At 66.7% G+C, this 17,399-nt stretch carries 21 protein-coding genes; 11 read left to right on the forward strand and 10 right to left on the reverse strand.

What is annotated here, in order from left to right; genetic code table 11:
- The first annotated feature begins 103 nt into the window (after positions 1 to 103).
- From sdhC to IRT45_RS12050, 7 genes are all read left to right on the forward strand, one after another.
- Positions 104 to 505: a succinate dehydrogenase, cytochrome b556 subunit gene (gene sdhC / locus IRT45_RS12020; protein WP_194805916.1), complete on the forward strand. Its 402-nt coding sequence runs from the start codon at positions 104 to 106 to the stop codon at positions 503 to 505.
- A gap of 1 nt (position 506) precedes the next feature.
- On the forward strand, positions 507 to 938 hold the full coding sequence (locus IRT45_RS12025; RefSeq protein WP_194805917.1) for a succinate dehydrogenase hydrophobic membrane anchor subunit: 432 nt from the start codon (positions 507 to 509) through the stop codon (positions 936 to 938).
- Between the two features lie 13 nt (positions 939 to 951).
- A complete protein-coding gene (sdhA, locus tag IRT45_RS12030; RefSeq protein ID WP_194805918.1) occupies positions 952 to 2,736 on the forward strand; it encodes a succinate dehydrogenase flavoprotein subunit in 1,785 nt (594 codons plus the stop codon).
- Positions 2,736 to 3,512: a succinate dehydrogenase iron-sulfur subunit gene (locus IRT45_RS12035; RefSeq protein ID WP_036498394.1), complete on the forward strand. Its 777-nt coding sequence runs from the start codon at positions 2,736 to 2,738 to the stop codon at positions 3,510 to 3,512. The genes sdhA and IRT45_RS12035 overlap by 1 nt, the downstream gene beginning before the upstream one ends.
- A gap of 183 nt (positions 3,513 to 3,695) precedes the next feature.
- Positions 3,696 to 3,905: a type II toxin-antitoxin system VapB family antitoxin gene (locus IRT45_RS37740; RefSeq protein WP_039776673.1), complete on the forward strand. Its 210-nt coding sequence runs from the start codon at positions 3,696 to 3,698 to the stop codon at positions 3,903 to 3,905.
- Positions 3,902 to 4,336 carry a PIN domain nuclease gene (locus IRT45_RS12045; RefSeq protein WP_194805919.1) on the forward strand — a complete coding sequence of 145 codons (435 nt, stop codon included), beginning with the start codon at positions 3,902 to 3,904 and terminating at the stop codon, positions 4,334 to 4,336. The genes IRT45_RS37740 and IRT45_RS12045 overlap by 4 nt, the downstream gene beginning before the upstream one ends.
- A gap of 81 nt (positions 4,337 to 4,417) precedes the next feature.
- Complete coding sequence (locus IRT45_RS12050) at positions 4,418 to 5,302, forward strand: phenylalanine 4-monooxygenase (RefSeq protein WP_194805920.1); 885 nt, start codon at positions 4,418 to 4,420, stop codon at positions 5,300 to 5,302.
- A gap of 49 nt (positions 5,303 to 5,351) precedes the next feature.
- Here the strand turns inward: IRT45_RS12050 and IRT45_RS12055 are convergent, their stop codons facing one another.
- Both IRT45_RS12055 and IRT45_RS12060 read right to left on the reverse strand, forming a co-directional pair.
- On the reverse strand, positions 5,352 to 6,005 hold the full coding sequence (locus IRT45_RS12055; protein ID WP_228534191.1) for a TetR family transcriptional regulator: 654 nt from the start codon (positions 6,003 to 6,005) through the stop codon (positions 5,352 to 5,354).
- On the reverse strand, positions 5,995 to 7,455 hold the full coding sequence (locus IRT45_RS12060; RefSeq protein ID WP_194805950.1) for an MFS transporter: 1,461 nt from the start codon (positions 7,453 to 7,455) through the stop codon (positions 5,995 to 5,997). The genes IRT45_RS12055 and IRT45_RS12060 overlap by 11 nt, the downstream gene beginning before the upstream one ends.
- Before the next feature lie 304 nt (positions 7,456 to 7,759).
- On the opposite strand from IRT45_RS12060, the gene IRT45_RS12065 reads away from it, so the two are divergent.
- On the forward strand, positions 7,760 to 9,073 hold the full coding sequence (locus IRT45_RS12065) for a serine hydrolase (RefSeq protein WP_194805922.1): 1,314 nt from the start codon (positions 7,760 to 7,762) through the stop codon (positions 9,071 to 9,073).
- Positions 9,074 to 9,106: 33 nt separating this feature from the next.
- A complete protein-coding gene (locus tag IRT45_RS12070; protein WP_194805923.1) occupies positions 9,107 to 10,198 on the forward strand; it encodes an NAD(P)-dependent oxidoreductase in 1,092 nt (363 codons plus the stop codon).
- Positions 10,199 to 10,242: 44 nt separating this feature from the next.
- Here IRT45_RS12070 and IRT45_RS12075 read toward each other — a convergent pair whose 3' ends face one another.
- The 3 genes from IRT45_RS12075 to IRT45_RS12085 form a co-directional block, all read right to left on the reverse strand.
- Complete coding sequence (locus tag IRT45_RS12075) at positions 10,243 to 10,443, reverse strand: DUF397 domain-containing protein (RefSeq protein ID WP_194805924.1); 201 nt, start codon at positions 10,441 to 10,443, stop codon at positions 10,243 to 10,245.
- A 68-nt stretch (positions 10,444 to 10,511) separates the two neighbouring features.
- Entirely contained in the window at positions 10,512 to 10,715 is a 204-nt protein-coding gene (locus IRT45_RS12080; RefSeq protein ID WP_194805925.1) for a DUF397 domain-containing protein, read from the reverse strand.
- Positions 10,712 to 11,593, reverse strand: coding sequence for a helix-turn-helix transcriptional regulator (locus tag IRT45_RS12085; RefSeq protein WP_194805926.1), 882 nt, complete (start codon positions 11,591 to 11,593; stop codon positions 10,712 to 10,714). Before IRT45_RS12085 ends, IRT45_RS12080 begins: the two co-directional genes overlap by 4 nt.
- Before the next feature lie 251 nt (positions 11,594 to 11,844).
- Between IRT45_RS12085 and IRT45_RS36780 the strand changes: the two genes are divergently transcribed.
- Positions 11,845 to 13,221: a serine/threonine-protein kinase gene (locus IRT45_RS36780; RefSeq protein WP_309240909.1), complete on the forward strand. Its 1,377-nt coding sequence runs from the start codon at positions 11,845 to 11,847 to the stop codon at positions 13,219 to 13,221.
- Between the two features lie 24 nt (positions 13,222 to 13,245).
- Here the strand turns inward: IRT45_RS36780 and IRT45_RS12095 are convergent, their stop codons facing one another.
- The 4 genes from IRT45_RS12095 to IRT45_RS12110 all read right to left on the reverse strand — a co-directional run bounded on the left by IRT45_RS12095 (position 13,246) and on the right by IRT45_RS12110 (position 16,124).
- Positions 13,246 to 13,869: an antibiotic biosynthesis monooxygenase gene (locus tag IRT45_RS12095; RefSeq protein ID WP_189594907.1), complete on the reverse strand. Its 624-nt coding sequence runs from the start codon at positions 13,867 to 13,869 to the stop codon at positions 13,246 to 13,248.
- A 97-nt stretch (positions 13,870 to 13,966) separates the two neighbouring features.
- Positions 13,967 to 15,244: a hypothetical protein gene (locus IRT45_RS12100; RefSeq protein WP_194805927.1), complete on the reverse strand. Its 1,278-nt coding sequence runs from the start codon at positions 15,242 to 15,244 to the stop codon at positions 13,967 to 13,969.
- 3 nt (positions 15,245 to 15,247) lie between these two features.
- Entirely contained in the window at positions 15,248 to 15,607 is a 360-nt protein-coding gene (locus IRT45_RS12105) for a WXG100 family type VII secretion target (RefSeq protein ID WP_194805928.1), read from the reverse strand.
- Between the two features lie 7 nt (positions 15,608 to 15,614).
- Positions 15,615 to 16,124, reverse strand: a complete 510-nt coding sequence (locus IRT45_RS12110; RefSeq protein ID WP_194805929.1) for a YbaB/EbfC family nucleoid-associated protein — start codon at positions 16,122 to 16,124, stop codon at positions 15,615 to 15,617.
- Between the two features lie 104 nt (positions 16,125 to 16,228).
- Here IRT45_RS12110 and IRT45_RS12115 point away from each other — a divergent pair, with 104 nt between their 5' ends.
- Entirely contained in the window at positions 16,229 to 16,660 is a 432-nt protein-coding gene (locus IRT45_RS12115; protein WP_194805930.1) for a YbaB/EbfC family nucleoid-associated protein, read from the forward strand.
- A 17-nt stretch (positions 16,661 to 16,677) separates the two neighbouring features.
- Here the strand turns inward: IRT45_RS12115 and IRT45_RS12120 are convergent.
- On the reverse strand, positions 16,678 to 17,399 hold a 722-nt coding region (locus IRT45_RS12120; protein WP_194805931.1), incomplete at its 5' end, for a YhjD/YihY/BrkB family envelope integrity protein.

Genomic DNA, 17,399 nt, shown 5'->3' on the forward strand with positions numbered 1-17,399 from the left:
TGTTTCTCCAGATTCACATGCTCGGCGTATGCCGAAGCTGCGACCGGATCCGACTGCCGGCTCGCCGGCGTGTCCATCAACGACGTTGGAGGCACCGCACTCTATGACGACCACACTGGAAGCTCCGGCCCAGCCGAAGCGGAAGACCCTGTACCGCGGCGACCCGGGTATGTGGTCCTGGGCGATGCACCGGATCACCGGTGTCACGATCTTCTTCTTCCTGTTCGTCCACGTACTCGACACCGCTCTGGTGCGGGTCAGCCCGGACACCTACAACCGGGCCATCGAGACCTACAAGAACCCGGTCGTGGCCCTCATGGAGATGGGCCTGGTCGTCTGCGTGCTGTTCCACGCGCTCAACGGCGTCCGCGTCATCCTGATCGACTTCTGGTCCAAGGGCCCCAAGTACCAGCGCCTGATGCTGTGGATCGTGCTCACCATCTGGGTTCTGGTCTCCGCCGCCGGCGTCGGCCGCCAGTTCTTCTACCTGCTGACGGAGCACTGATATGACCGCACCTGTTCTCGGCAAGTCCTACGACCGGCCCGCCAGCCTCGACTCGCCGCGCACCCCGCGCCGTTCCTCCGGCAACAACTTCGAGAAGTACGCGTGGCTGTTCATGCGCTTCTCCGGCCTGCTGCTGATCGTGCTGGTGTTCGGCCACATGACGATCATGCTGATGCTCGACGGCGGCGTGAAGCGGCTGAACTTCGGCTTCGTGGCCGGCCGCTGGGCCAGCCCGTTCTGGCAGTGCTGGGATCTGGCCATGCTGTGGCTGGCGCAGCTGCACGGCGGCAACGGCCTGCGCACGGTCATCGACGACTACTCCCGCAAGGACTCCACCCGCTTCTGGCTGAAGACCCTGCTGGCCGTCGCCATGATTCTGATCATGGGCGTGGGCACCTACGTCATCTTCACCTTCGACCCCAACATCAGTTAGGAACGCCTCCGCGATGAGTGAGACTCGACCGGTTCAGGAGCACCGCTACGACGTGGTCATCGTCGGTGCCGGCGGCGCGGGGATGCGTGCGGCGATCGAGGCCGGCCCCCGGGCCCGCACCGCCGTGCTGACCAAGCTGTACCCGACCCGCAGCCACACCGGCGCGGCCCAGGGCGGTATGTGCGCCGCGCTGGCCAACGTCGAAGAAGACAACTGGGAATGGCACACCTTCGACACCGTCAAGGGTGGTGACTACCTGGTCGACCAGGACGCCGCGGAGATCATGGCCAAGGAGGCCATCGACGCGGTGCTGGACCTGGAGAAGATGGGCCTGCCGTTCAACCGGACGCCCGAGGGCAAGATCGACCAGCGTCGCTTCGGCGGTCACACCCGCGATCACGGCAAGGCGCCCGTGCGCCGCGCCTGCTACGCCGCCGACCGCACCGGCCACATGATCCTGCAGACGCTCTACCAGAACTGCGTCAAGCACGACGTGGAGTTCTACAACGAGTTCTACGTGCTCGACCTGGTGATGACCGAGACCGACCGCGGTTCGGTCGCCACCGGTGTGGTCGCCTACGAGCTGGCCACCGGTGAGATCCACGTCTTCCACGCCAAGGCGATCATCTTCGCCACCGGCGGTTCCGGCCGGATGTACAAGACCACCTCCAACGCGCACACGCTGACCGGTGACGGTATGGCGATCGTGTTCCGCAAGGGACTGCCGCTGGAGGACATGGAGTTCCACCAGTTCCATCCGACGGGCCTGGCCGGTCTGGGCATCCTGATCTCCGAGGCCGTCCGCGGTGAGGGCGGCATCCTGCGCAACGCCTCCGGTGAGCGCTTCATGGAGCGCTACGCCCCCACCATCAAGGACCTCGCGCCCCGCGACATCGTGGCCCGGTCGATGGTCAAGGAGGTCCTCGAGGGTCGCGGTGGCGGCCCGAACAAGGACTACGTCTTCATCGACGTGACCCACCTCGGCGAGGACGTGCTCGAGGAGAAGCTGCCCGACATCACCGAGTTCTCCCGCACCTACCTGGGTGTGGACCCGGTGAAGGAGCCGGTGCCGGTCATGCCGACCTGTCACTACGTGATGGGTGGCATCCCGACCCGTATCCGCGGTGAGGTGCTGCGCAACAACACCGACGTGGTCCCCGGCCTGTACGCCGCCGGTGAGTGCGCCTGCGTGTCGGTGCACGGCTCGAACCGCCTGGGCACCAACTCGCTGCTGGACATCAACGTGTTCGGCCGCCGCTCGGGTATCGCCGCCGCCGAATACGCCGCCCGCACCGAATTCGTCGAGCTGCCGGAGAACCCGGCGCAGATGGTGCAGGACTGGCTGGCGCTGCTGTTGAGCGACCACGGCAACGAGCGGGTCGCCGACATCCGGACCGACCTGCAGGTCACCATGGACGCCAACGCCGCGGTGTTCCGCACCGAGGAGACCCTCAAGACGGCGCTGACCGACATCCACGCGCTCAAGGAGCGCTACCAGCACATCACCGTGCAGGACAAGGGCAAGCGCTACAACAGCGACCTGCTCGAGGCCGTCGAACTCGGCTTCCTGCTGGAGCTGGCCGAGGTCACCGTCGTGGGCGCGCTCAATCGCAAGGAATCGCGCGGCGGCCACGCCCGCGAGGACTACCCCGACCGCGACGACGTCAACTTCATGCGCCACACCATGGCGTACAAGCAGGTCGAGCCCGGTAAGCCGGCGGAGCTGATCGCCGACATCCAGCTCGACTTCAAGCCGGTCGTGCAGACCCGTTACGAGCCGATGGAGCGTAAGTACTGATGACTGCTGTAGCCGAAGCCCCGGCCGGGCAGAAGCCGGCCCCCGTGCCCGACGGGTCGACCATGGTGACGGTCAAGGTCGCCCGGTTCAACCCGGAGGACGACAAGGGCGCGCACTGGGATTCGTTCCAGGTGCCGGTCCTGCCGACCGACCGCTTCCTGAACGTGCTCATCTACATCAAGTCCTACCTGGACGGCACGCTCACCTTCCGGCGCTCCTGCGCCCACGGTGTCTGTGGTTCGGACGCCATGCGCATCAACGGTGTGAACCGGCTGGCGTGCAAGGTGCTGATGCGCGACATGCTGCCCAAGAACGGCAAGGAGCTCACCGTCACCGTCGAGCCGATCCGCGGCCTGCCCGTGGAGAAGGACCTCGTGGTGAACATGGAGCCGTTCTTCGACGCGTTCCGCGCGGTGAAGCCGTACCTGATCACCTCGGGTAACGCGCCGACCCGTGAGCGCATCCAGTCCCAGACCGACCGGCACCGCTTCGATGACACCACCAAGTGCATCCTGTGCGCCTGCTGCACCACCTCCTGCCCCGTGTACTGGAGCGACGGCAGCTACTTCGGCCCGGCCGCGATCGTGAACGCCCACCGCTTCATCTTCGACAGCCGCGACGAGGGCGCCCGCGAGCGTCTCGACATCCTCAACGACGTCGAAGGCGTCTGGCGCTGCCGCACCACCTTCAACTGCACCGACGCCTGCCCCCGCGGCATCGAGGTCACCAAGGCCATCCAGGAGGTCAAGCGCGCCCTCCTGTTCGCCCGGCCCTGAGGTAGCAGCCTCGCAGAGTCGAAAAACGAAGGCCGCCCGTATCTTTCGACGCGGGCGGCCTTTTCGTATGCGGCGCCGGGCCGCCGGCGCACGCGGGCACCCATCGACATGGCCGGTGGCGCCGAATAACGGTCGCATCACCAGTATTGCTCGTTATAAGGGGGCGGACATACCGTGGTAAATATGAAGACGATGATCGACTTGGACGACGAGGCCTTGACCCTGGCGGCCAAGGAGCTGGGCACAACCACCAAGAAGGACACCGTCAACGCGGCGCTCCGGTTCGTCGCCGAACGCCGTCGGCGCGTCGAGGAGATTCTCAACGATCCCTACGGCTTCGGAGTCGGTCCGGATATCGGCGACCCCGAGGTCATGCGCGGGGCTCGGCGGTGATCGAGCCGATCCCACTGCGTCTGCACCTGATCGATACATCCGCATATGCCCGCCTGAGCGATCCCGGCGTCCGGACCGTCATCGCCGGTCTGCTCGCCGATCGTGCGGCCGCAACGTGCGTCACGCTCGATCTCGAAGCAGGCTATTCGGGTCGAAATCCGGCAGACGTCCAGAACATCGCGCACAGCCGCCGGGCACGATTCACCACGCTTCCGGTCACCGAGCCGATCGCCGACCGGGCTCGTGAAGTGCAACTATTGCTCGCCAGACAGGGAAAACACCGCGCAGCCGGCATCATCGATCTACTCACCGCGGCAGTCGCCGAGTACCACGGAGCCACGATCCTGCACTACGACGAAGACTTCGAACACATCGCCTCGGTCACGCGTCAGCCCCAAGTCTGGGTCGTGCCGAAAGGAAGTATCGACTGACGATCCGGCCGCAACTAGGCAATTTGCTCAGTTTGCTGGGGGTTTGTTGTCGGATTGGGGTCGGGGTGCTTGCCTGGAGGCATGTTCACCGAAGCTCAGCTGTATTCGCCGGTTACCACGGGTAGCGACGGCGATGTCACGGTGCATTTGAGTGCCGAGCATCCGGGTGTGCACGATCCGGAGTATCGGGCGCGGCGCAACGCGATCGCCGCGCTGGCCTTGGCGTATCGGGAGGGTGAGACGCTGCCGCGCATCGACTACACCGAGGAGGAGCAGCAGGTGTGGCGCATCGTGTCGGCGGAGTTGACGCGTAAGCATCGGACGTACGCGTCGGCGGAGGTGCTCGACGGCGCCCGGCGGCTGAGCCTGCCTGCCGACCACATTCCGCAGTTGGACGAGGTGACCGCGAAATTGGTGCCGCTCACCGGCTTTCGTTATGTCCCCGCGGCAGGACTGGTGCCGTTGCGGGAATTCTTCGGCTCGTTCGCCGATCGAATTTTCCACTCCACCCAGTACATTCGCCACCATTCCGCGCCGCTGTACACACCGGAACCCGATTCGATCCACGAAATCATCGGGCACGCCAACCAATTGGCGTCACCGCGGTTCGCCGCGATCTATGCCGAAGTCGGCGCCGCGGTGGCCCGGCTGGAGACCGAGGCGGCGCTGAAATTCCTGGCCGACGTGTTCTGGTTCTCCATGGAATTCGGCGTGGTGCGCGAAAAGGGTGAAGTGCGTTGCTACGGTGCGGGTTTGCTGTCGTCGTTCGGTGAGATCGAGGAGTTCCGGCACGCCCGGTTGCGTCCGCTGAACATTCACGAGATGGGCACCGCGACCTACGACATCACGCACTATCAGCCGATTCTGTATTGCGCGCAGTCGATTTCCGAGATCGAGGACGTGATCGGCGGCTTCATCGCCGGCATGACCGACGACAGCGCGGCCGCCGAGCTGGCCGCGTCCTGATCGGAAGGCTGCCTCGTCGGGGTCACGGACGGCGACGCAGCCGCAGGAGTCAGTCGCCCGATTCCGGGGCGGGGGTCCCCGGCCCCAGCGGCATGCCCGCCGCGATGAATTCCGCGATCCGGTCCACCTTGTCCAGGTCGAGACCCTCGCGGCCGAAAGCGGTCATCATGGCCCCGATCATCGCCCCGGAGAAGGTGCGGACCTCGAAATCGTCCGGTTCGCGCCCGATCCGGCGGGCGAGCAGCCCGGCGATCAGATCCACGTTGCGTTCGGTCTCCTGCATGATCACGCTGCGCAGCTCGGGCTCGTTGTAGATCAGCTTCATCCGGTCCTGCTCGAACTGCCAATCCTGCGGGTCCAGATTGTGGAAGGTGTCGCGCATCGCCTGGCGGAACGCGGCCAGCGGCGACAGCTCCGGCGGCTGGGACTCGATGGCGTCGATCATGATCGGATCGACGTCGTCGGCCAGCACCACCTGCTCTTTGGTGGGGAAATAGCGGAAGAACGTACTCGGCGAGATATCGGCGGCCTCGGCGATCTGCTCGATCGTGGTCGCCGAATACCCCTGTCGCTGAAATAGTTTCATCGCTTCGGCGCGGATGGTGCGGCGGGTGCGCTGCTTCTTGCGTTCACGCAGACCCATCCGGGGCGAGGTGGTCGCCCCGGAATGGGCCCGCGCGGGTGCCTTCGACTCAGCCGACATGCACCGATTCTCCCGCATCGGCGGCGGAGTGCGGGTCCGGCTCCCCGCTTCGGATGCGGATCGCGGCCAGCAGCGCCGCCACCGCGCACACCGCGGCACACAGCCACAGCATCGCGCCCATCCCGGACACGAAGGCGGACTGCACGTGAGCGAGCATGTCACCGTTGCCGGTGGCCCGGGCCATCGCGACGCCCGCGTTCACGCCGTCAGATATCGGCTCGTGGTTGTAGGTCCCCAGGTCGGACCGGTATTGCGTGGCGAGGACGGTGCCCAGCACCGCGACGCCGATGGTGCCACCGGCCTGGCGCAGCGCCTGCAGCAGTGCCGAACCGGAACCGGCGCGCTCGGGACCGAGCTGTCCCATCGCCATTCCCATTCCGGCGGGCATGACCAGGCCCATCGCGAACCCGAGGATGGTGGTCCATGCGGCGGTATAGCCGTACCCGCTGCTCACCTGGGTCATCGCGCCCATGGCCAGGGCGGCGCCGAGGATCAGGAAGCCGCCGCTGAGTACGATCCGCGCTCCGAGTCTCGGCAGCAGTTTGTCGACCGCGCGCGTGCCGACCACCAGCCCGCCGATCAGCGGCAGCAATCGCAGCCCGCTACCGAGCGAATCGACGCCGAGCACCGCCTGGAAATACTGCGGCACCGTGAAGAACATCCCGAACATCGCGAAGTTCACGAAGACGGAATACGCGGTGCCCCAACGGAAACCACGGTTGGTGAACAGCGCGATATCGACCAGCGGATGTGCGATCCGCCGCTGCCACCACACGAAGCCGCCCAGCAGCGCCGCACCGGCGACCACCGCCGCCCAGGCCGCGCCGTCACTCCACCCGTGTTCGCCGAAGCGGATGAATCCGTAGGTGAATCCCAGCATGCCCGCGGCCGAAAGCAGCACACCGGGCAGATCGATGCGGAAGGCCGAGTCGCTGCGGGTCTCCGGGACGAGAAGGGCGACCGCGATCAATCCCACCACGACCAGCGGAACGTTGATCAAGAACACCGACCCCCACCAGAAGTGGTTCAGCAGCCAGCCGCCCACGATCGGGCCGAGCGGCAGACCCAGTGCGGTGGAGCTGACCCAGATCGTCAGCGCGCGCTGGCGTTCGGCCTGATCCGGGAACAGGCCGGGCAGCACCGACATCGACAGCGGCATCATGGCGGCCGCCGCGATACCCAGCACCGCGCGGGCGACGATCAACATCCCCGCCGAAGTAGCCAGCGCACACCACAGCGATGCCCCGCCGAAGACGACCAGCGCCGCCAGCAGGAATTTCTTGCGTCCGTAGCGGTCGCCGAGCGCACCCGCCGGCAGCATCACGGCGGCCAGCGCGAGGGTGTAGGCAGTGGTGAACCATTGCAGCGCAGCGGTATTCGCGTGCAGGTCGAGGGCCATGGTGGGCAGCGCGACGACCAGCACGGTGGTGTCGAGGCCGATGGTGAGCATCGCTAGCGCGAGCGCACCGAGGGCGAGCCAGCGCGCCCGCCCGGCGCCCGCCGCATCGGCAGTGGGCGCTTCGCGGTTCGCTGCCGACGACCCGCCGGTCGCTCTCCGGCTGCCGGTCGCGTTCTCTCGCGCCGCGGTCTCGGCGAGTGCGGGCGATTCCGGTGATCTCCGCAAGTTCATGACATGTCCATTCAGTTGGGTGTGTCTATATTTTGATAGTAGCTCCCATTTAATGGTCTCTGTCAATACTTGACCGCCCCGTGTTCGCGGCACCATCGCGCCACGCCGCATAAGCTGCATATCGATGAACACCCGCATGTCCCGCACCGTCCGCTTCCGCCGATCCCGCGCGCTGGCGGCCGCCGTACTGACTGCCGGGCTGCTGGGCGCCACCACGGTCACCGGGCTCGGCGTGGCAGACGCGGCCCCTGCGCCGCCGTCTACGCCGTTCACGACGCCGAATACGGATTCCTGCCCGAACAAGACGGCCCCGCCGCCGCCGATCGACACCTCGGAGGTGCCGGCGCCCGGCAGTACGACGCCGTCGCCGCTGCCGGTGCCGTCGGATCCGATCGGCGGCGACAAACTCGGGCGCTGCGGAGTGGTGGTTCCGGCCGGAGCACCACCGCTGCCCGCCGACATCTCGGCGACCGCGTGGCTGGTGGCCGACCTCGACACCGGCAAGGTGCTGGCCGCGAAGGATCCGCACGGCCGCTACCGGCCCGCGTCGACGATCAAGACGCTGTTGGCCGCCGTCGCGCTCCCCGCACTGGACCCGAACCAGGTCGTGATCGGCACGCAGGACGACGCGAATGCCGACGGCACTCGCGTCGGCATCGGTCCGGGTGGCCGCTACACGAACGACCAGCTGTTCCACGCGCTGCTGATGTGCTCCGGCAACGACGCCGCCCACGCCATCGCCACCCAGCTGGGCGGCGACGAAGCCACCGTCGCGAAGATGAACGCGATGGCGAAACAGTTGCGGGCCATGGACACTCGGGCCGCCACCCCCTCAGGGCTGGACGGCCCCGGGATGAGCACCTCGGCCTACGATCTGGCGACGATCTTCCGCCACGACATGCAGAACCCCACCTTCGCCTCGATCATCCACACCGAGCAGTACGACTTCCCGGGTTACCCCGCGAACCCCACGATCCCCGACGACAAGGACCACTCGGGCTTCCCCATCGCCAACGACAACCACCTGCTCTACGACTACGACGGCGACCTGGGCGGCAAGACCGGCTACACCGACGACGCGCGGCAGACCTTCGTGACCGCCGCCGAACGGGGCGGCCACCGCCTGGTCGTCACCCTGCTCAAGGCCGACGTCCTGCCCATCCGCCCGCCGGAGCAGGCCGCCCGCCTCCTGGACTACGCCTTCGCCCTCCCCGCCGGCGCAACCATCGGCTCCCTCCCCGACCGGACCACCGGCGAGGACTCGAACACCAACGTCGCGCTGGCCTCCCCGCCCGCCCACGACACCCCGACCGCCGCCGCGCAGACAACAACCCACGGCAACTCGAACCTGCGGACGATCGGCATCATCGGCGCACTGGGCTTGGCCATCGCGCTGGGTTTGTTCGGGTGGTCACGCATGGGACGATCGCGGCGGTAGACGGCCATCGAGACAGCGTGCGAGCGTGACGCGGTGATACCCGCCGAGCCGGGGACCCGGCCCGCACACCCCCGCATCCTCGTCGTCGACCCCGCGCCAGGTGAGTTGGCGATCCCGGAACTCGAGCGCCTGGCGGCACTCGGACTCGCTCCGACGGCCAACCTCCGGCGAGTAGCGGATCCGACGCTGCGTTCGGAGATCTCCCGCCGGTGGCACTCGATCGACATCGACGGTTTCCGTGCCGACGACATCGTGGCGGCATTCGACCGCCACGGCGGTTACGACGCCCTGAAGTGCCGCGCCGGCATCCCACTGACCTGCGACGTCTTCGAGCGGCTGACCGCGAGCACGCACGATCAACCGCTGCGCCTGGTCGCCAAGGCCGCCTCGGGTGTGGACAGCTTCGACTTGGACGCTGCCGCCGAACGAGGCGTCACCGTGCTGTCCACGCCGGGCGCCAATGCCGGCGCGGTCGCCGAGTTGACGATCGGTCTCATGCTCGACGCTCTCCGCGGAATCAGCAGGCGCGATGCCGCACTGCGCGCCGGTGACTGGAGTGCGGCGATCGGCGGTATTCCGACCGGAAGCCTGGCCGATGCCCGCGTCGGCCTCATCGGAAGTGGTTCGATCGCACGGGAAGTCGCGACACGACTCGCGCCGTTCGGAGCCGAGGTCTGGGTCCACGGCTCGCCGCGTTTCACCGCGCGGGATGCGCAGCACTGGCCCGCGCGATGGATTGCCACCCTCCGCAAGCTCATGACCGGTTGCGACATCGTCTCCGTGCATGTACCGGCCACCGCGGCGACCGCCGGGCTCATCGGCGCGCCGGAACTGCGGTGGATGCGACCCGGCTCGATCCTGGTCAATACCTCACGAGCGAATGTGGTTCCCGAGGACGCTCTCGATGCGGCACTGCGCGACCCGGATTGCGGTCTCGCGCACGTCGCCGTCGATGTATTCGCCACGGAGGGAACAGGTTTCACCTCTCCGCTGGCATCGAATCCGCACACCACGCTGAGCCCACATGTGGGCGGAATGACGGGGCAGGCGATGAAAGCCAGTTCCGCGCAGCTGCTTATCGAAATATCGTGGTTCTACGCGAGCTCAACCAATGCGACCGCCTAATCCAGGCGGTCACAGCGCCACACCCCTCGCAAATCTCCGAGTAGTCAGCAGTCGAAGTCACCGCGGATGGCGGACGCCGTGAACGACGACCACTCCGGGCTGGTGAAGACCAAGGCAGGTCCGCCGACGTCCTTCGAATCACGCACTCCCACACGGCTATCGCGTAGGAATGCTACTTCGACACAGTTCTTCGAGCCGCCGCTACGACTGCTTTTGAACCACTGCGCGCCTGCCAGATCCACCATCGCACATACTCCTTCGCTATCTGCCGGAGCAGACCTCGGCTTGCGACCAGCCCCAGTACACTCCGCTATCAGCAGTCGAGGTCGCCCCGCGCGGCGGACGCGGTGAACGACGTCCATTCGGTTGCGGTGAAGACCAAGGCCGGTCCGGTGCGATCCTTCGAATCGCGCACTCCTACCAGGTTGGGAGCCAGGAACGCTACCTCGACACAGTTTTCGGAGCCGCCGCTCCAACTGCTTTTGAACCACTGCACGCCCGATAAATCGCTTATCACGAGACATACTCCTTTGCCATCTGCCGGAGCCTGGCCCGGCTGGCATCCACATCCAACGCGCCTCGCCGCAGGTCCTGGTAAGCCCGATGGTACCGCCGCACAGTCTGGGATTTCGCAAGATACAAACCGCCCGTGAAGCATCCGGTGTAGACAACGGTCGGCTCAGCTGCTTCGCCCTTCCTGCTTGCCCCGAACTCGAGAACGACGAACGGCCCGACTGCCTCCCCCAGCGGAAAACCAGAGCTGAACGGCAGGATATGCACGTTGACATTGCTACGGGTACTCATGTCGGCCAGGTGTCGTAACTGTGCGGCCATCACCTTCGGTCCACCCACCACGCCGTGTAGGACCGACTCCCGCAGGATGACATCCAAGGTCGCCGGTCGATACTTGCGTGTGATCCGCGTCTGCCGACGAATACGCAGCTGCACACGTCGCGCGTGTTCCTCGGCGTTGTCCTCTGGATGCGCCGCGTGCATCAACGCACTTCCATAAGCAGGGGTCTGCAGAAGACCTGGCACAAGTTCGGGTTCGTACGTAACGAGGCGTTCGGCCGCTGCCTCCAGACCGACATAGAAGTCGAAGTTCTGTGGGATCACATCGCCGTACTCACACCACCAACTCTGCTCGTTCCCCTGGACCGCAAGCGCTTTCATCGCGACGATCCGCTCGTCGTCGAATTCGTAGATTCTGCACAGCGCATCGATATCCACCTCCCGCAGTTGCGCGACCATGCCGTGCTCGATGCGTTGCAGGGTGCTCGCGCTGCGCTGAATGAGCGCCGCCGCCTGATGCAGGGTCAGCCCGCACTCCTCGCGGCCGTTGCGCAGATACCTTCCGAGCTGCCGTCGCGGCAAGGTGGACCCGTACTCCGACATGCCTGCCTCCCAACAGGTTCCGATTCGACGCCGCCAGCACACCATCAGGTGAACCACCACGACGCGTCCACCGCGGAATTTCATTCGATCTCCGCATAATCCCAGGAAGCTTTGCACCGCTCAGCGCCTTTCGACCCGCATCCCGGACGGCGCATCGGGCCGCGCACGACTCGGGACCACAACGGCCGCTGCCGGATGCATCGACGCGTCCGGTATGGTCGGGGCGAATTTCAGGGTGGGAGGTACAGCCGGTGGCTCAGACACTGGTGCACGGGCAGGTCTTTGCCGGATATCGGATCGAGCGACTGCTCGGTGCGGGCGGTATGGGCGAGGTGTATCTGGCTCACGATCGCGATCTGCCGCGCTACACGGCCCTGAAGGTGCTCAATCCCGCCTTCGCGGGTGACGAGGATGCCCGCCATCGGTTCCTGCGGGAAGCCGATACCATTGCGCGCCTGTCACATCCGAACATCGTGACCGTCTACGCCCGGGGCCAGGAGGGCGATCGGCTGTGGATGGCCATGCAGTACATCGAGGGCACCGACGTCGCGGCGGTGCTGCGCAACGGCCCCATGCATCCGGAACACGCGGTCGCGATCGTCACCGAAGCGGCGAAGGCTCTGGACTTCGCCCACCGCGCCGGGGTGCTTCATCGCGATGTGAAGCCCGCCAACATCCTGCTCGCGCAGGGTGATTCGAAGCAAGTCTTCCTCGCCGACTTCGGCATAGCGAAGATCCTGGATCATGCGAACGAGTTGACGCGGTCAGGCGAGGTGCACGCCAGCCTCCGATACGCCGCGCCGGAACAGCTCGACCCCGGTGTGCCGGTCGACCACCGAGTGGACGTCTATGCCCTCGGCTGCACGCTGTATCACATGCTGACCGGAGCGCCGCCGTATCCCGGCGCCTCACCCGCTCAGCTCGTCCATGCCCACCTCAACCTTCCGCTTCCGCCTGCCAGTCAGCAGAACCCTTGGCTACCACCGGCTTTCGACGCGGTGATCGCGCTGGCCACGGCCAAGAATCCGCAGGAGCGGTTCGGCAGCTGCGGCGAACTCGCCGCGGCCGCTCACTACGCATCGGCCGCAAGCCCGACGCCCGCGCCGCACGCGGCACCGGCGTCCGGCTCCGGTCGCCGCTGGGGGTGGATCGCGGCCGCGATCGTGGCCGTGCTGGTGGTCCTCGGCGCGGGCGGGGCCGGCGCATTCGTCCTGTACCACAACAGGTCCACCGACGACACGCAGCGTTCGGCCGACGCCGCCCGCGACGCCGCCTGCGCCTTCGGCCGCACCGTTTCCACCTACGACTACACCAAATTCGCGGACTATCAGACGGCAGTTCTCGATGCCACCACCGGTGATCTGAAGACCCAGATGCAGTCGACCATGCCTACCCTGCGCGATGTCGTCACCCAGTCGCAGGCGCGATCCCACGTGTCCGACGCTCAGTGTTTCGTGAAGACCTCCGATGCCGATCGCGCGGAGGTCGCCGCGATCATCACCCAGGCCCTCACCAACAACACGTCCTCGACCGAACGAAGCAGTCAGGTCTCGGTTCTGCTGACCATGCAGTTCGTGGACGGACGGTGGCTCGCCGAGAAGCTGGAGCAGCTGGCGGCGCCGAAATAGCTACGACGCCGCACCACGCCGCCCTCACACCAGTTCCGGCACCCGCAGATGGGCCAGCGCCAGTTCGAACTCGCGCACGTCGATCGCCTCGACACCGACCTGGCGAGCCGCGTCGACCCGCAGGGCCGCGGACTGCTCGCGGTTGCGCTGCATGGCCTCGGCGCTGTCGAAGACGCCGCAGGACACGGCACGGCCGGATGCGCGGTTGATCAGCAGGCTCGCGCTGCAGAAGCCGTCGAGCTGTTCCATCCCCGGCAGGATGTAGTTGCGGTAGGCGTCGGTCGACATGTCGAGCCGGCTCGGATCGGTCTTGATCCAGGTGGCGCGCACGCAGGCCCCCGGCATCGAGCGGTGGTCGCGGTGCAATACGGCGATCTCCCATTCCGCGACCTGCGCGGCGGTGCCGCCGAAGACCGTCACTGCCCGGTCGCGCGCGGCCATGAAGGCGCCCTCGCTGTCATGCATCGCGGCCTCGGATTCCCAGCCGGTGGTGGAGATGCAACGACCGAAGGTGCGATCGACCAGCAGAGACAACCCGCTACAGCCGGGCGTCTCGGCCAGCACCGGCATGACCTCGTCCCGCATATGCGCAATCCCGGCATCGATAGCGGAGGGCTGCGCCTGAATCGTGGTAGACCGTGCGAACACGACCCACCCCCTCTCTGCTCGGGGCAGCGCCCGGCGGCGCCACCGGTGCTCTCAGACTGCTCCGATGCGCGGGTGCTCGCAATAGGCCGTTTCGGCGTCAGTCGAGACGCAACCGGCCGCCGTTCTCCTCCTGGTAGAAGGTGTCACCGTCCAGATCCAGGCTGAAACCGGAGTTTCCGGTCGCCACCGAGCTGGTCACCACCGGTTGCGGAGGCTCGAGGTCGGGGACGCCGCACGGCACCGGACGCTGGTCGCCGCCGCTCGAATCCACCGATCCATCGAAAGAGACCGGTCCGCCCTGCGGGCCCGGCTGCACAACGCCGCCATACGGACCAGGAGCACCGGAATGGTCGGCGGCACCACCACCCGGACGCGAGTCCGGATACAGCGCGTAGGGATCGTCGCCACCGCCGACGCCGGCGGGCACCGTCGTGCCGTCCGCCGAGGACTGGAGCTGTGCGGCCGGAGCCGGTGTGGTGCCCTCGGAATCGTTGCCGAACCGATGCTTCGCCAACTGGGTGGCGTCACTCTTCAAGCGCTTCTTGTCGTCCTGCGGCGCGTCGACGACTTCGTCGGCGACCTTCTCTCCGAAGTCGCCGACCTTACCCTCGAACTTCTTGCGCTTGTCGGTTTTCGGCGCGCCGGGGGTCTCCGGCTCGTGGGTGTGCGGGTTGCGCCCGTCGGGGGACTTGTTGTGCTCGTCCACCCCCACCTTGCCCAGAGCGCCGCCCAGCGCACCGCTCGCCGCGCTCGAAATGCCGTGGTGCAGACCGGCTTTCCCGATATCGTCGAGGCTGAAGCCGTCGCGCAGGCCGAGCGCGTTCTCCCCCGCCTCCCAGGCCAGTTCCTTACCGGCCCCCTTCATGAATCCCTTGAACCCCTCGATGGCGGTTTCCTTGATGATGCGCGTCAGTAGTTGCTTCAGCGCCTGCTGGATCACCACGCGGGTCGCGACCTCGGCCGCGGCAGCCTCGGCCATACTCGCGCCCAGCGTCTCGACGGCCGCCGCAGCGGCGATCGCCAGGTTGATCGCCAGCTCGACCAGCATCGCGATGATGTAGAGCTTCACCGCGAGAATCAGCACGGACATGACTCGGCAGGCGATGGCGATCGCCTTGCAGAAGGTGACCAGACCGTCCAGGTCGTCACCGGCGGTGCGCCAGAACTGCTGGATGGATTCGTGGGTCCGGCCGTCGATGCGGGCGAGAATCGCGGTGGTGACGGCGTCGCCTTCCGCACGGATCTGCGACAGCGTGTCGCCCATATGTTCCCAGTGGTCGGCCATCCGCAGCAGGGCGGTTTCGTCGGCCTTGGGCCAATCGCAGGCGACGAGGGAGGCGACCGGCTTCAGATAGTCGGGGATCTCGATGCCCATCGCTTACGCCTCCCCCCCGTTGATCCCGTTCTTCTCGATGGCCTCGCGCACCGTGTTCAGCACCCCGGCCAATCCCTCGTCGGCGGCCTCGAGCGTATCGGCGGCAGCGCCGGACGACTCCTCCAGATGTGCGAACATCAGCGCGGCCTTCGCGATGTCCTGCAGTGCCTGTTCGGCTTTCGGCAGATAGTTCTGCGCGAACGCGGAGCCGAAGATGTCGTCTCCCCATTTGCCGGTGACCTCACCCAGGTCGACCGTGAGATTTTTCAGATCCTGCTCGAGCTGCTTGCCGAGTTGGCCCAGACGCGGTGCGTGCCGCCGGAATTCGTCGAGCTCGATGCGAAACTCGTTGCCGCTGGTCATCTCCGGCTCACCAACCCTTCCAGTGCGGCCCGTTGTCCTCGTCGTCGTCCGCGACACGCGGCGGCTCCGGAACAGGCTCCGGCTCGGCCACCGGCTGCGGCGGCGGCGGCAGGATGCCGCCCACGACGCGCTCCAGGTCCGGGTCATCGCCGAGCGGATTCGTGATGTGGAAACGTTTCTCGTCGGCGAGGATCGGGGCCATCGCCGCACCGATCTCCGACTTCGCCGCACGGGCAGCGGCTTGTGCGGCCTCGGTGATGGCGTCGCCGAGTTTCTCCGGAGTGGTGCGTTTGAACGCGGCGGGGTCGACCCACACCTGGATCGGGATGCCCGCCGAATTGCTGGTGACGCGGATCAGATTGTCCGAGGACCACCCTTCGGCGGTCGCGGCGGCCAAAGTGTCTCGGGCCGTGGCGATATCGCGCAGTTGATGCTCATAGCTCTCGAGCATCGAATCGACCTGTACCCGCAGGGCGTCGGTTCGCGCGCGCAGCTGATCGTAGCCGGATGAATCCACTGGTTCCCCTCAATCGGACTTGTCGCGTCCTGTATTACGACGCAACGGATCGGTTGCCGGTTCCCGCGCCCGGCAAACCTGTCCGTTGTGTCAGGATGGACCCCGTGGATCCGAACGACCCGGACGGCGCCGCCGACCAGCTGACGGCCTGGGCCGACGACCTCGAACACAAGGCCGGGCAATACCGGGAGCTGCACGACCGGATGGCGAGTCTGAGCGTCACCGAAACCTCACGCGACGGCATCGCGGTGACGGTCGACGGCGAGGGAATTCCCACCGACATCCGCTTCGCCGAATCCGTCCGCGGCATCGATCCCGTCGCGCTGTCCGCCGAGCTGATGCGCACCCTGCAGCGCGCCCAGGTGCGGATGCGGGAGCAGATCGCGGCGACCGTGCACGAGACGGTCGGCGACGACGAAGCGGGGGCGAACATCATCGACCGCTACGCCGAGCGGTTCCCCGATCCCGAGGAGCCCGAGACGGACTTCGGTCCCGGCACAGACGGTGCGACGATCAGACCACCAGGCGGGCAATAACTTCCGAGCCCGGCCCGTCACCGCTTCCGGCGCGCGATACCGACCATCGAACCCAGCGCCGCACCCACCCCGAACAGGGCCAGACCCGTGGACGCCGTCATGCCCGCGTGCATCCGCGGCTCGATCACCGCCGGTCCCGGCGCCGGGATCTCGGCCTCCACCTCGTTCTCCCGGGCGGTGGCGGCCCAGGCGGTGGCGAACAGGATGATGCGGGCGGTGATGTAGGCGAAGACCATGAGGCCGATGATCGAGCCGAAGGCGACGCCCGCGGGGCTGGTGAGCACCTTCTGCAGGTAGAACGAGGCCACCTGCTTCCAGATCTCGAAGGCGATCGCGGCGATGAACGCCGCGCGCACGGCACTGCGGAAGGTCACCGGCTGGCGAGGCAGCCGGGCGATGATCCAGACGAAGACCGCCCAGGACGCGAGCACCGCGAGGACCAGAGTCAGCAATCGCAACAGCCACGAGACACCGGGCGCCTTGTCGAGCCCGACACTTTCCAGCAGTTGCAGCGCCAGTCCACTCGACGACAACGCCGACAGCCCCAGCGACACCACCATCGCGACGCCGAGCCCGGCCAGCGCCATCAGGTCCGACAGTTTGGTCTTGAACCAATTGCCCTCGTGCGCGGGCTGTTCCCACTGTTCGGTCAGCGCGGCGCGCAGGTTGGCCATCCAGCCGAGTCCGCTGTAGGCGGCGATGAACAGACCGATGAGGCCCACACTGGTCCGGGACTTGA

The organism is Nocardia sp. BSTN01 (genome assembly GCF_015354405.1).
Taxonomy (GTDB): domain Bacteria; phylum Actinomycetota; class Actinomycetes; order Mycobacteriales; family Mycobacteriaceae; genus Nocardia.

Bases quoted from the DNA above. Each gene is read 5' to 3' on its own strand.
- IRT45_RS12065 (WP_194805922.1), top strand. From the start codon at position 7,760: ATGAACACCCGCATGTCCCGCACCGTCCGCTTCCGCCGATCCCGCGCG.
- IRT45_RS12100 (WP_194805927.1), bottom strand. From the start codon at position 15,244: ATGGGCATCGAGATCCCCGACTATCTGAAGCCGGTCGCCTCCCTCGTC.
- IRT45_RS12025 (WP_194805917.1), top strand. From the start codon at position 507: ATGACCGCACCTGTTCTCGGCAAGTCCTACGACCGGCCCGCCAGCCTC.
- IRT45_RS12060 (WP_194805950.1), bottom strand. From the start codon at position 7,455: ATGCTCACCATCGGCCTCGACACCACCGTGCTGGTCGTCGCGCTGCCC.
- IRT45_RS12075 (WP_194805924.1), bottom strand. From the start codon at position 10,443: ATGGTGGATCTGGCAGGCGCGCAGTGGTTCAAAAGCAGTCGTAGCGGC.
- IRT45_RS12085 (WP_194805926.1), bottom strand. From the start codon at position 11,593: ATGTCGGAGTACGGGTCCACCTTGCCGCGACGGCAGCTCGGAAGGTAT.
- sdhA (WP_194805918.1), top strand. From the start codon at position 952: ATGAGTGAGACTCGACCGGTTCAGGAGCACCGCTACGACGTGGTCATC.
- IRT45_RS12055 (WP_228534191.1), bottom strand. From the start codon at position 6,005: ATGTCGGCTGAGTCGAAGGCACCCGCGCGGGCCCATTCCGGGGCGACC.
- IRT45_RS12035 (WP_036498394.1), top strand. From the start codon at position 2,736: ATGACTGCTGTAGCCGAAGCCCCGGCCGGGCAGAAGCCGGCCCCCGTG.
- IRT45_RS12105 (WP_194805928.1), bottom strand. From the start codon at position 15,607: ATGACCAGCGGCAACGAGTTTCGCATCGAGCTCGACGAATTCCGGCGG.
- IRT45_RS37740 (WP_039776673.1), top strand. From the start codon at position 3,696: ATGAAGACGATGATCGACTTGGACGACGAGGCCTTGACCCTGGCGGCC.
- IRT45_RS12050 (WP_194805920.1), top strand. From the start codon at position 4,418: ATGTTCACCGAAGCTCAGCTGTATTCGCCGGTTACCACGGGTAGCGAC.
- sdhC (WP_194805916.1), top strand. From the start codon at position 104: ATGACGACCACACTGGAAGCTCCGGCCCAGCCGAAGCGGAAGACCCTG.